Annotated in this window: 10 protein-coding genes; 5 read left to right on the top strand and 5 right to left on the bottom strand. The window is 65.1% G+C overall.

Annotated elements, in window-relative coordinates; genetic code table 11:
• Nucleotides 1-44: 44 nt before the first annotated feature.
• Nucleotides 45-803, top strand: a complete 759-nt coding sequence (locus WBP07_RS04000) for a tryptophan 2,3-dioxygenase family protein (RefSeq protein ID WP_395394398.1) — start codon at nt 45-47, stop codon at nt 801-803.
• Nucleotides 800-1,924, top strand: a complete 1,125-nt coding sequence (locus tag WBP07_RS03995) for an aminotransferase class V-fold PLP-dependent enzyme (protein ID WP_395394397.1) — start codon at nt 800-802, stop codon at nt 1,922-1,924. Before WBP07_RS04000 ends, WBP07_RS03995 begins: the two co-directional genes overlap by 4 nt.
• Before the next feature lie 5 nt (nt 1,925-1,929).
• Here the strand turns inward: WBP07_RS03995 and WBP07_RS03990 are convergent, their stop codons facing one another.
• From WBP07_RS03990 to WBP07_RS03980, 3 genes are all read right to left on the bottom strand, one after another.
• Nucleotides 1,930-3,036 (bottom strand): endonuclease/exonuclease/phosphatase family protein, encoded by a 1,107-nt coding sequence (locus WBP07_RS03990; protein WP_395394396.1) that lies wholly within the window; start codon nt 3,034-3,036, stop codon nt 1,930-1,932.
• A gap of 166 nt (nt 3,037-3,202) precedes the next feature.
• A complete protein-coding gene (locus WBP07_RS03985) occupies nt 3,203-4,000 on the bottom strand; it encodes a hypothetical protein (RefSeq protein WP_395394395.1) in 798 nt (265 codons plus the stop codon).
• Nucleotides 4,000-5,817 (bottom strand): TonB-dependent receptor, encoded by a 1,818-nt coding sequence (locus WBP07_RS03980; RefSeq protein ID WP_395394394.1) that lies wholly within the window; start codon nt 5,815-5,817, stop codon nt 4,000-4,002. Before WBP07_RS03980 ends, WBP07_RS03985 begins: the two co-directional genes overlap by 1 nt.
• Before the next feature lie 476 nt (nt 5,818-6,293).
• Between WBP07_RS03980 and WBP07_RS03975 the strand changes: the two genes are divergently transcribed.
• Nucleotides 6,294-7,172 carry a Ku protein gene (locus tag WBP07_RS03975; protein ID WP_395394393.1) on the top strand — a complete coding sequence of 293 codons (879 nt, stop codon included), beginning with the start codon at nt 6,294-6,296 and terminating at the stop codon, nt 7,170-7,172.
• Between the two features lie 54 nt (nt 7,173-7,226).
• Nucleotides 7,227-9,743, top strand: coding sequence for a DNA ligase D (ligD, locus tag WBP07_RS03970; RefSeq protein ID WP_395395718.1), 2,517 nt, complete (start codon nt 7,227-7,229; stop codon nt 9,741-9,743).
• A 149-nt stretch (nt 9,744-9,892) separates the two neighbouring features.
• Here the strand turns inward: ligD and WBP07_RS03965 are convergent, their stop codons facing one another.
• Together WBP07_RS03965 and WBP07_RS03960 are read right to left on the bottom strand one after the other, a co-directional pair.
• On the bottom strand, nt 9,893-10,135 hold the full coding sequence (locus WBP07_RS03965; protein ID WP_395394392.1) for a hypothetical protein: 243 nt from the start codon (nt 10,133-10,135) through the stop codon (nt 9,893-9,895).
• A 259-nt stretch (nt 10,136-10,394) separates the two neighbouring features.
• Nucleotides 10,395-11,087, bottom strand: coding sequence for a FadR/GntR family transcriptional regulator (locus WBP07_RS03960; RefSeq protein ID WP_395394391.1), 693 nt, complete (start codon nt 11,085-11,087; stop codon nt 10,395-10,397).
• A gap of 157 nt (nt 11,088-11,244) precedes the next feature.
• On the opposite strand from WBP07_RS03960, the gene WBP07_RS03955 reads away from it, so the two are divergent.
• Nucleotides 11,245-12,717 carry an aldehyde dehydrogenase family protein gene (locus WBP07_RS03955; RefSeq protein WP_395394390.1) on the top strand — a complete coding sequence of 491 codons (1,473 nt, stop codon included), beginning with the start codon at nt 11,245-11,247 and terminating at the stop codon, nt 12,715-12,717.
• Nucleotides 12,718-12,726 lie beyond the last annotated feature (9 nt).

Genomic DNA, 12,726 nt, shown 5'->3' with positions numbered 1-12,726 from the left:
GGTGCTATCGTCCTCGTCCCAAAAGCGCACGAAGGGGAGAGATTATGGATCGCGCCAAGGTTTACGAACAGTTCGGGGCGCCCGCTTCGCTCGATTATGAGGTCTATCTGAAGACCGACAGCCTGCTGGCCTGCCAAAAGCCGTGGGACGCACTGTGCAACGCCGATGAATTGCAGTTCCAGATCGTCCACCAGGTCGAGGAACTCTGGATGAAGCTGATCGCCTGGACCGTGCTCGATATCGACGAGTGCATCGCCGCGAAGCGGGCCTTGCGCGCCCACACGCTGCTGGGCCGCTGTCACCGCCTGATGCGGCTGATGACCGCGCAGCTTGACCTGCTGGAAACGATGTCTCCGCGCGAATATCAGGAAATCCGGCTGCAGCTGGGCAATGGCAGCGGGCAAGAATCGCCGGGATTCCGCATCCTGCTGCGCATCATTCCGGAGCTTTGGCACACCTTCGACAAGGCCTACGTCGCCGGTGCCGGCCGCACCGTGCGCGATATCTACGACCAGGGCTTCGCGCATGACGAAGCCTATCTGCTGGCAGAGGCGCTGATCGAACTGGACGAACTGTTCGGCAAGTTCCGCTGGCACCACATCTTCCTGATTCACCGCTCGATCGGCATGGGCTCCGCCTCGCTCAAGGGCCGCTCGGTCGATCTGCTGCAAGCGGGCGCGAAGCATCGCTTCTTCCCGGCGCTATGGGACGTTCGCGTGGAAATGACCGACGATTGGGGCCACGACTATGGCCGCGTGCGTGACAGCATATCCTGTCCGGGGACCAAGGCTGACGCTGCATGAGCGAGGTGCGCGGCCTGTTCCATCTGCCCGAAGGCGGCCCTTACCTGCTGGCCCATTCAGTCGGCTGCCAGCCCCGCTCCGCCATGGACGTGTTGGGGGCCGGAATGCTGGAACCCTGGCGCACGGCGGGCGGTGGCGCCTGGTCGCGCTGGCTGGAAACGATCGAGACTTTCCGTGCGGCCGTCGCCACTCTGCTCGGCGTCGATCCGGCGACCGTCGCCCCGCAAACCAGCGTTTCCGCCGCGCTGTTCACGCTGCTCTCCGGCCTTGCCCCGCAACCCGGCAAGGGCGTGGTGCTGCTGAGCGAGCAGGCGTTCCCGACCATCGGCTTCGTGCTTGCCCCCCTCGTCCGGCTTGGTCTGACCGCACGGTTCATTCCGGCACGCGAAGACCCTTCCGATCCGGCCACCTGGGAACGCCATTTCGACGGATCGGTGGCGGCAGTGATCGCCATGCACGTCCATTCCAACACCGGGCTCGTTTCACCGGTGGCGGAGATCACGGCCCTGGCCCGGCGTCACGGAGCCCTCTCGATCATCGATCTTGCTCAGTCCGCCGGCATCCTGCCGACCGCGTCGCGGGAATGGGGGGCGGACGCCCTGATCGGATCTTGCGTAAAATGGCTCTGCGGCGGCCCCGGCGCGGCCTATCTTCAGGTGCGCGAAGGCGCGATCCCCGCACTCCAACCGCTGGACGTGGGCTGGTTCGCGCATGAGGAGCCTTTCGTTTTCGACATCCACGACTTCCGCTATGCCGCCGACGCACGCCGGTTTCAGGGCGGCACGCCTTCGATCGCACCTTTCGCGCTGGCAGCGGAAGGCATCCGCACGGTGCTGGAAATCGGGCCGGAGCGGATCCTCGCCAACAATCGCGACTGCATCGCCGCGTTCGAGGATGAGGCAAGCCAATCGCTCGACTGGTCGGCGCGGAGCGGCACGCTCTGCCTCGTCTGCGATGATGCGCCGGGCGCGACTGCGGCGCTTTCGGCGGCAGGCTTCGCTCACGACTTTCGCGGCGACATCCTGCGCGCCTCGTTCCACGCGTGGAACGCGCCGGACGAAGCAGCCGCCCTTGCTCGTACGCTGCGACAAGCGGGAGTGACCTTCACCCCCGCCTGCTAAAGTTGTCAGGTGGTCTGTCCGCCATGCCGAAGGGCATAGTGGACGGTGTAGCCCATGTGGTCCGAAAGCATCGACCCGTCAGACTCGGTGCCGAAGGGAATCTCGACGCCCAGCGGCATCAGTCGCGCTGCGCCGCCATCGAAGGTAAACTGCATGTCGCGTGCCTTGTGGTGGATCCACTGGGCGTCCGACAGCCGCGCCATGCCCGACGGATCGGCATCGAAACGGCGGCTGAGTGCATCTTCCCGCTCGGCGCCGGGCACCTTGTCCAGCGCGCCGTGCAGCATCGCAATGCGGTCCGGCCGCTGGCCCTGGTTGAAGTCTCCTGCCAGGATCGTCGGCACGCCGTCCGCCCGCAGCCGTGAAAGCACGCTGCCCAGGAACACCGCCTGCCGTTCATAGGCAGCATCGCTGCGGGCCGAACTGGTGCCCGATGCCTTGCGGCAATTGAGATGCGTGGTGGCCACCCGCACCGAGCCGCCGCCCGGCAGCGCCAGTTCGGCGACCAACACGCCCTTGGCGGCCAGGCAATCATACCCTGCGCAATCGGTGGCGGGAAAAGCCATGCGCTCGATCTGGCGGATCGGCAGGTCGGACATCAGCACCAACCCGCTGTCCACTTGCGCGGAGCCCGTCTCGCCCAGAAGCCAGGCCCGCGTCAGCGCCTGTTCGACGGTCGGCGCTGCGCGGTTCTGCGGGCCGACCGCCACGTAGGCATAACCGGCCGCCCGGGCGATCGCCTTGGCTTGCGGGATGAAAGCTTCCTGCAAGACCACCACTTGCGGCTGGCGGCCGATGCGGCGCAGCTGGGCAAGACGGTCGCCGATCGCGGCAAGCGCCTGCGGGCGACCGCTGGCCAACGGCCAGGGCAAGCCCTTCACATTGTAAGTCATGACCGAAAGGTCGCTGGGTATCGCGGCGGGGACCACGATTGGCCGCGCCATTGCAGTGGCCGTGGCCGGTTGCCCACCCAGGGCTTCCACCAACAGGAAGACGATTGCCGTCATCGCGAACAGCATGCCTGCCCATTGCACCCGTCCGCCAGACGTGCGCTTCATCGCCGCGCGGGCAAGCTGCGCCCCCGCAGCCCCCGCACCTCTATATCCGAACATTGTCGCTCCCCATCTCGGGTTTCCGCCCGCGTGTGCGACTAGGGCATCGAATTTACGCCGTGATGATGAAACGGCGTCAGTTCGATTACGCCCCGCACATTCCGGCAGGCTTTCCCGATGACGCCGCCGCGTCCGGCGATCCGGAGTTGAAGAAAACGAAGAAGCCCTATTTTACCGGGGGCACCCGGCTGGCGACCATTTCGGTGCGTTTGCGCTCGATGGACCAGAGCACGCGATTCTGCCCTTGCTCCCAGCCGATCGCCTGTCCGTCAGTGGGCAAGGCGATGGTGGTGACATGCTCAAGCACGCTGCCCTTGGCGGGCACGCGCATCACGTACATCTCCGGGCGGTCGTGCCCGGTCACGTAGAGCAGGCCGTCGTCCCCCCATGCACCGCCCGATGCGCTGCGCGGGGAAAAGCGTTCCAGCACGCTGTCGGGAAAAGTCCAGAGCGCCGTTTCGTTCAGCCGATCGTCCAGCCGCACCACCGTCGTCTCGCGATGGTCGCGCCCCGGCTCGCCGCCCTTGCCATCGTAATTGGCGTAGCAGGCATACCAGGCGCCGGCGTGGCGGGTCACCCAGGTCAACGACCCATGGCCGTGGCCCAGCGAATGGGTGCGGCGCAGCTTCAGCGTCGTGGCATCGAACCACAGGATCTGGCTGGACATCGGCACGTTGGGATAGTTGGATGCCGCGCAGACCAGATCGCGCCCGTCCAGTTCGCAGGAATTGAGGTGCGGGAACTGCGCCGGATCGCCATCCCAGCGGGCCACGCGCTGGCCGGTCTTCGCATCATAACGGCCGATTTCGTGATTGCCGATGGCGTAGACCGAACCATGCCCGGCCGTTGCGCCCTGCCGCGCTTCCTCGGCCGGGATTCGGCGCAGTTCCTTGGCGGCCAGAGACGGCTGTGGCTCCACAGCGGGCTGGAGCGCGGCGGCGGCAAGCAGAAGCAATAGGGTCATCAGAATTTCGCCTGCATGCCGGCATAGACCGTGCGGCCATAGCGGTCGTTGGGGACGGTCCAGTCGCGCATGGAACCGGGGTAAAGGCGGACGGGTTCGTCGGTCAAGTTGCGTCCCTCCAGAAACAGGCTGAGGCGGGGTGTGACGGCATAGCCGGTGCTCATATCCAGGCGGCGAAGCGCGGCCCTGCTGCGGATGCCGGGCACTGCCGCGCCCGCCGTCAGCGGTGCCGGGGTTCCCGCCAGCCAATCCACCGCGCCGCCGAAGCGGCCATGGCGATAAGCGATCCGCGTTCCCAGCATGAGACGCGATTCGTAGGGAGAGCGCGTTTCCGTACCGTCCCTCAGGCGCAGCCATGCATCAGTGCAACGCGCGGTCAGTTGCAGCGCAAGCCCCGACAGCGCACCGGGCAGGAACGCCAGCCGCTGGCCCCAGCGGGCCTGAACTCCGGCGATACGGCCGCGCTGGGCGTTGACGGGCTGAAGCACGGCCAGATTGTCGTAAAGCTGGCCATTCAACTGGACGCCACCCGTCAATTGCGATGCGGTGACGTAGACCGGATCGCGCTCCGTCTGGGCGAACAGGCCCAGCCCCAGACTGCCGCCTTCGGCATAGGACCAGTCCCCCGCAAGCTCCAGCGCGTCGCCCCGCCCCGGCACGAGATCGGGATTGCCCAGCGAAAGGCGCGCGGCGCGATGGTCCAACATGCCGCCCGGCGACAGCTCGATGAATTCAGGCCGATCCACCCGGCGATGCCATGCGGCGTGCACCGTAAGGCCGGGTGCCGGATCCATCGCCAGAGACAGCGACGGCAGCAGATCCCCAAAACTGCGACGGCGGTCCAAGGCCCGTACGGACAGCGCCGATTGCCCAAGATCGTCAAGGTGGAAGCCGACCATGCGCAACTGCGTATGCTCGTAAACCACGGCCGGCGTCACCGTCACCGCCCCGAAATAGAGTTGCGCGGCCGTATGCGCGGCAAACACCTTCTGCTTCATGCGGAAATCGCCCATCAGGTCGCTCCCCAGCGTGGAGGACACGTCATTGGGCATGATCGCCGTGCCGGACACCATTCCCCACGGATCGCCGCCGATCGACGAGAAGCCGAGGCGAGGTCGGAAGGCTCCTGCCTCATCGAACATGCGGCGCGTCTTGCGATAGTCGGCACCGAACACCAGCGTGCCCGCACCGCCCAGATCGCGGCTGACCTCTCCCCTGCCCTGCCACGCCCTTTCGAACCGCCGCTGGTGGAACGCCGCATCCCCGCCCGTCATGGCAACCGGCGGCAGGCAAGCCGGCGATGCGATGGACCGATCGCCGGATCCGAAATCCGAAGCATATCCTCCACAGCCCAGCATCGCCGCCATCTCGCCGACCGGCCGCGCGGTGTCGCCTCTGCGATAGGCAAACCGCAACCGGCCGAAATCGCCCGCACCGGCAAAGCGCAAGGCGACGATTTTGTGCCGGAACGCGCCATCGGGCCCTAGCGTCGATCGCTGAAAGGCGGCCGGGAAAGCGGCAGCAAAATTAGAAGAATCGGCCATCCGCGCCTGGAAGCGCCATCCGGCCTGTTGCGGCGTCCTTCCACCGGCAAGGTCGATCATGCCGCCAGCCGATCCCGGCCACCGGGAACGCGCCGCCTCGGTCCAGCCGATGTCACCATCCCGAAGCCAGTCACCACGCCCGTCATCCCGGTGCGAACCCGGCAGCCGCGCATCTCTCGACAAGTCGTCGCTCTCGGCCGCGCGCGCCTCTGTATCGGCCGCGCCTGTTCCCATGGCGAGCGCCGCCGCGCCGCCCAGCAAAATGGCTTTCATGTCCGGTCCCCCGCCGAACCGCAGTTCGGCCCCGCTGCCCCACTAGGCCGTAAACTCATAAACGGCACCATCGAGGCGCCCAAATGGCGAACAACTCGGGCCGAAGGGATCGCCGGGCGGGCTGGTTGCCCGTCCAAGGTCGCTTTGGTTCGAGATGGAAGCCATTTGGGCGTCCCTTCGGGATTTACCTTGCGGTGAACTTCGTTTGACCAAAATGGCCCATCGCTGCGTCAGGAAGCCTTGAAATATGGACATATTCCCGCGCCTTCCTTCCTGACGCTGAGCCATTTTGCCTCAAACCTCGATGGTGCCGTTTATGAGTTTACGGCCTAATTCGGGGGCTCGTCTAATTCAGCCAGATGACGGCACGATCACCGTTTCGTGATGGTTCGGCGACAATCGCCGCCCCTTGCCGGGAACCCTGCACCGCACTGGCGGCTTATCTCGGCGAACAGGATTGTGCGAAGGACTGGGCAATGGCCGCACGCGCATATTGGCAGGGACAGATCAGGCTCGCGCTCGTTTCGATTCCGGTCGAGATCTACCCCGCGACGCGATCGGGCGCCGCGATCCAGTTCCACCAGATCCACGAACCCAGCGGCAAGCGCATCCGCTATGAAAAGGTTGCCCCCGGCGTCGGCCCGGTCGACCGCGACGAGATCCTCAAGGGCTATGAGGTGTCAAAAGGCAACTACGTCCTGCTCGACGAGGAAGAGATCGAGGCGGTCCGGATCGAGAGCCGCCGCACGCTGGAACTCGTGCAGTTCGTGGAGGCGGACGAGATCGACGTGCTCTACTATGAAAAGCCCTACTTCGTCGTCCCGGCGGACGATCTGGCGGAAGAAGCCTATATCGTGTTGCGAGAGGCACTTCGCTCCAGCCGCAAGGTGGGCATCGGCCAGCTGGCCGTGCGCGGGCGCGAGCAATTGGTTTCGCTGAAACCCTGCGGGCACGGCATGGTGCTGGAAGTGCTGCGCTATGCGGACGAGGTGAAGAAGGCGCAGGGCTACTTCCGCGAGATCGGCGATGCGAAGCCCGACAAGGACCTGCTGGACCTTGCCACCACGCTGATCGAAAAGAAGACCGCGCCGTTCGATCCCGCCGAGTTTCACGATCGCTACATCGATGCGCTCCACCGCCTGATCGACAAGAAAGCCAAGGCGAAGACGAACCGGCGGGTGCTGGAAGATGTCGAGGAGCCGGCCTCGTCCGACAAGGGCAATGTGATCGACCTGATGGCCGCCTTGCGCAAATCGGTGGGGGATGGCGACACGCCGAAGAAGAGCGCGCCCAGGAAAGCGGCCGCCAAGAAGCCGGCGGAAAAAAAGACCGCCACCGGCCGCAAGCGGGCCTGAGGCGTGGCCACGCGCAAGGCCGAGCCCAAAACCGGGCGCAAGACCGGGCGCAAGATCTCTGGGGATCCGCTCGCCACTTACAATGCCAAGCGCGATTTCGCGAAGACCGCCGAACCGGCGGGCAAGGCGCAGAGCAGCGCCGGCGGCAATATCTTCATCGTCCAGAAGCATGCGGCACGCCGGCTCCATTGGGATTTCCGGCTGGAAGTGGACGGCGTGCTCAAGTCCTGGGCAGTGACGCGCGGCCCCAGCGCCGATCCCGACGACAAGCGCCTTGCCGTGCGGACCGAGGACCATCCGCTGTCCTACGCGGGGTTCGAGGGGCGCATCCCGCAGGGCGAATATGGCGGCGGCACGGTCATGCTGTGGGACAAGGGCACATGGGAACCGATCGAGGGCAAGAGCGCTGCCGATCTCGACGACGGCCACCTCCATTTCCGCCTCTACGGTGAGCGCATGAAGGGCGAATGGTTGCTGGTCCGCATGAAGGGGCGTCCTGGCGAAAAGCGCGAGAACTGGCTGCTGCGTAAAGTCGCCGACGGGGACGAGCTCACTGGCGACAAGCTGGTGGAGGAAGGCCTGACCAGCGTGCTGACCGGCCGCACGATGGCCGAGATCGAGGCGGACAAGGCCGGAACCCAGTCCCTCGCGGGCAAGAAGGGCAAGGCTTTCGCGGAAAGCATGGCGAAAGCTGCCGAGCACACTCAGGCGAAGAAGGCCAAACCAGCGAAGCGCGCCATCACTCGCTCCGCCGCACTACCCAAGTTCCGCAATGTCCAGCTGGCGACGCTGGTGGACGAGGTGCCCACCGGCAACCAGTGGATGCATGAGATCAAGTTCGACGGCTACCGCGCCCTCATCGCCGCTTCCGCAGACAAGGTCGTGGTCCATACGCGCAGCGGGCTGGACTGGACGGACAAGTTCGTGCCGCTTACCCGCGCCATCGCAGCGCTGAACCTGCCGCCTGCGCTGATCGATGGAGAGATCATCGCGCGCGGGCAAGACGGCAATCCTGACTTCTCCTCGCTGCAATCCGTGCTCAAGCGCGGCCATGGCGCGCAGGGAGAAACGGATGCGCTGGAATTCCACGCCTTCGACTTGCTCGAAATCGATGGAGAGGACATCGCGGATCGTCCCCAGATCGAGCGCAAGGAGCGGCTGGAGGCGTTGCTCGCTTCCGCGAAACCACCCGTCTTCGTGGCCGATCACCTGCTGGGCGCCGGCGAAAAGCTCTATCGCGCCATGTGCCAGGCTGGCCAGGAAGGCGTGATCGCCAAGCGCATCGACGCCGCCTACAGCGGCCGCCGAACCCGCAACTGGGTCAAGGTGAAGTGTTCGCGGCGGCAGGAATTCGTTGTGACCGGGTGGACCAGATCGCGCGCCAAGGGGCGGCCATTCTCGTCGCTGCTGCTGGGGCAATACGATGGAAAGACGCTGCGCTATCGCGGCAAGGTCGGCACCGGCTTCGATGGACGGCTATTGGAAGATATCGCGGAGGAACTGCGAAAGCTGGACCGCAAGACACCCGCGCTGGAGGTGGACAAGGCTGACGCCCGCGGCGTCGTTTGGGTGGAACCGACACTCGTCGCCGAAGTGGCTTTCGCCGAACTGACCGCCGAAGGGCGCGTGCGCCATGCCACGTTCCTGGGGCTACGCGCAGACAAGGCCGCCACCGACATCATCGAGGAGAAGGCACAGCCCATGCCCAAGGCGAAACCGGCGATCGAGATCACTCATCGCGATCGCATGATCTTTCCCGAAAGCAGCCAGACCAAGGGCCAGCTTGCCGACTATTACGCCGAAGTCGCGCCGCTGATGCTGCCCTTCGCTGCCGGCCGTCCGATCAGCCTGGTGCGATGCCCGCAGGGGCGCGCGAAGAAGTGCTTTTTCCAGAAGCATGACAGCGGCGCCTTCGGCCCCACCATCCACCACGTGCCGATCCGTGAAAAGAACGGCGCGACCGAGGAATACATCTACGTCAAGGATGCCGACGGCCTGCTGACCTGCGTGCAGATGGGCACGATCGAATTCCATGGCTGGGCCTCCCGCGCGGAAGCGGTCGAAAAGCCCGACCGCATGATCTTCGACCTCGACCCCGACGAAGGGCTGGCCTTCGCCGATTGCCGCAAGGCCGCACAGGAAATCCGCCGCCAGCTTGCCGACCTGGGCCTCGTCAGCTTCGCCATGCTGTCAGGCGGCAAGGGCGTGCACGTGGTCGTGCCGCTGGCACCGGGGCACGACTGGAACGCCCACAAGGACTTCGCCCATCGCTTTGCCGAAGCCATGAGCGTGGCCAATCCCGATCGCTATGTCGCGACGATGAGCAAGGCCAAGCGCAAGGGGCGGATCTTTATCGACTGGCTGCGAAACCAGCGCGGCAGCACCGCCGTGCTGCCTTATTCCGCCCGCGCCCGGGCCGGTGCGCCGGTGGCGGTGCCAATCGGTTGGGACGAGTTGGGCGACATGAAGAACGCCCATCCCTTCTCGATCGATGACGCGGAAACATTGCTGGAACGTGCCGGATCGCTGCACGGCTGGGGGTTCGCGGAGCAATCCCTGCCTGCGTTCTGAAGCGGTCTGGCGGAAAATCCCTCTGGATCGCGAGCGCTGCCTTGCAGGCATCCCCTCCTCCCTTCACGGGAAGGGCGCGTTCGCTCGCAATGTTCCCTGTACTCAGTCAGGCGCCGTCGTTCGGCGCGACGCCCTGATGTCTTGCAAGCTTACCTGGCGATCAGCGCGCTGATACGGTGCGAAAAAGGATGACCGGGCGTTGCGCCGCGCGCGATTTGAGTAAACATGCCGTTTTCGAGCAGTGAAAGGCGCGCTTCCAGAAGAGGAACATCCTCTCCTTTACGAACATCGATGTGCATGTGCAGCTTGCCGTTGAATTCAAGACTGATAGCGGCCGCCTCAGGAAATTCCGCGTGCAGCATCTTGAGGATTTCATCGAGCTGATCCGTCAAGTTTTTTGCGTCGGATTGTGCAGGAAGTGCGCCACCGTCTATCGAATATATGCGTGCATCTTTTGACATATGCCAAAGGACCCCTGTTGATTTGCACAAACGATCTTAACTGAATTCCCTTAGGGAAGAAGGCTATATTTTGACTTTCATCAAAGATTTTTTCCCCAGCAAGCAAGCTTCTGTCGGGGTTGGAGACTTTGACATTTTGCGCCTCGCCAGCCCGCGACTCGGAGCGGCTTTTGCCCCGAATCGGGATTTTTCAGGCTCGATGCGCCATGACCACGGCGCGGTTTTGCCGGTTCGCCTCGAACCGGGCGAGGTCGGGATCGCCCGCCAGGATCGCGGCGATGATCCGCCGGCGCCCGTCCCGCCAGCTTTCGAAACCGATGCCGGCCACTTCGACCACCCGGCCGCCTTCGCCGGAGGCATGGTGCAGCGTCACGCGGGTCAGCATCTCGAAAAGCGGGCGGCGAACCATCTGGAACAGCAGTTCCTGAAACGCCTCTTCGAACTCGCCGAATTCCGCCATGCTGCGGTAGGTCGCGGTCTCTTCGCCCAGCGCCTGCAACCGCGCCCGCAATGAAGTATCCGTGCAGCGCGCCGCCGCCGTCGCCAGTTCGGTGAACAGCAGCGAGGTCATGTCCAGCGCTTCCTGATAGCCCGCCGGATGCATCCGCATGTAGGACGAGAGCGACCGTTCCAGCGCGGCATCGTCCGGCCGCGCGCCGTAATAACCGCCGCCGGGGCCGCGCCGCACTTCCAGCAGCCCCTCATGCTCCAGCACCCGCGCGGCCTGTTGCAGTGTGACGATGCCCACTTCCAGTTCGCGCGCCAGCTGGTGCAGTGCGCCCAGCAAGGTGCCCGGCGCGCAGGCGAAAATCCGGTCGCGCAGGGTTTCCGTCGTGCGCGCCACCAGATTGGTCCCCTTGCGCCGCCCCGGTGTTCGTTCCACTCGCCCCTCCAATACTATGCATAGTATTCCGATTTTCACGGTATTTTCGGCTCATTTTCGGCAAATTCAAGTCAATTGACCACGTATATTTGCCCTCATACCCTCCTCCCACAACCGAGCGGCCCAAGGCGCCGCCACTGGAGAGGATTGAACGAGGATGGGCTTTCAACATCCTGACATCTCGGCATTTCCCGAGATCTCATTGGTCATTGGCGACGAACGTGCACGCTCCGGCAGCGGCGCCGATTGGGGCCATGTCTACCCGGGCACCGGCCGCGTCACGCGTGAAGTCCGCCTGGCCAGCCCGGCCGACGTCGACCGCGCCGTCGCCGCCGCCAAGGCTGCGCAGCCGGCATGGCGCGCCCTGCCCGGCGACAAACGGCGCGACCTGATGTTCCGCCTTGCCTCGGTGATAGAGAGCAAGGCCGCCGAAATGAGCCCGCTGCTCACGGCAGAGAACGGCTCTATCCTGATCGCCGGCGGGCACATGAGCCTCGATGCTGCGCAGAAGTTCCGCTATTACGGCGGCTGGGCGGACAAGATCGACGGGCGCACCGTCTCCACCTGGGGCGGCCCTGCGCACGACTACGTGATGTATGAGCCTTACGGCACGCTGGGCATCATCGTCCCCTGGAACGGCCCGCTCTTTGCCGCCACGATGGTGATGGCCCCTGCCCTTGCCGCAGGCAATTGCGTGGTGCTGAAGGCGCCCGAGCTGGCGCCGTGGTCGCTGATGAAGCTGATGGAAGCCATCCACGAAGCCGGCTTCCCGGCGGGCGTCGTCAACCTCGTCACCGGCGGTCCGGACGTGGGCGCGGCGATGGTCAGCCATCCCGGCATCGACAAGATCGAATTCATCGGCAGCGGCGCGACGGCCAAGAAAATCCTCTCCAGCGCGTCCGAAACGCTGAAGCCCGTGGGCCTGGAACTCGGCGGCAAATCGGCAGTGGTCGTGTTCGGCGATGCGGACCTGCAAGCGGCCGCCAAGCGCGGGCTTTCCGGGGCCGTCAGCGCCAACGGACAGGGCTGCGTCAACGGCACCCGCCTCTTGGTGGAGCGCTCCGTCTACGAACCCTATCTCCAGATGCTGCAGGCCATGGCCGGGCATGTGAAGGTAGGCGATCCCTTCGCGATGGACACCTTCATGGGCCCGGTGATTTCCCAGACCGCGCTCGACCGTATCGACGGCATGGTTCAGCGCGGTGTCGAGCAAGGCGGCGAAGTGCTCTGCGGCGGCGCGCGGATGGCGGGCGATCACGGCGAAGGCTACTTCTACCCGATCACCGTCCTCGCCGGCGTTGCCCCGGCCAGCGAGATCGCCCGCAACGAAGTGTTCGGCCCGGTCCTCGTCGTCACGCCGTTCGACAGCGAGGAAGAGGCGATCGCCCTCGCCAACGACAGCGATTACGGGCTCGGCGCCTATGTCCACACCACCAATCTCACCCGCGCGCACCGCGTCGCCGGGCGGATGATGGCAGGCCAGGTGCAGGTCAACGGATCGGGCGAGGCGATGACGCCCTGCGTGCCCTTCGGCGGCATGAAGCATTCCGGACACGGCCGCTTGGGCGGGATCGAGGGCCTGCGCGAATTCCAGCAGGTCCGCAACGTCTGGGTCAACCTTCAGGACTGAGGAGAAGGT

The sequence above is a fragment of the Novosphingobium oxfordense genome (genome assembly GCF_044029435.1).
Classification (GTDB): Bacteria; Pseudomonadota; Alphaproteobacteria; order Sphingomonadales; family Sphingomonadaceae; genus Novosphingobium.
This window is presented reverse-complemented; position numbering and strand designations above follow the sequence as displayed.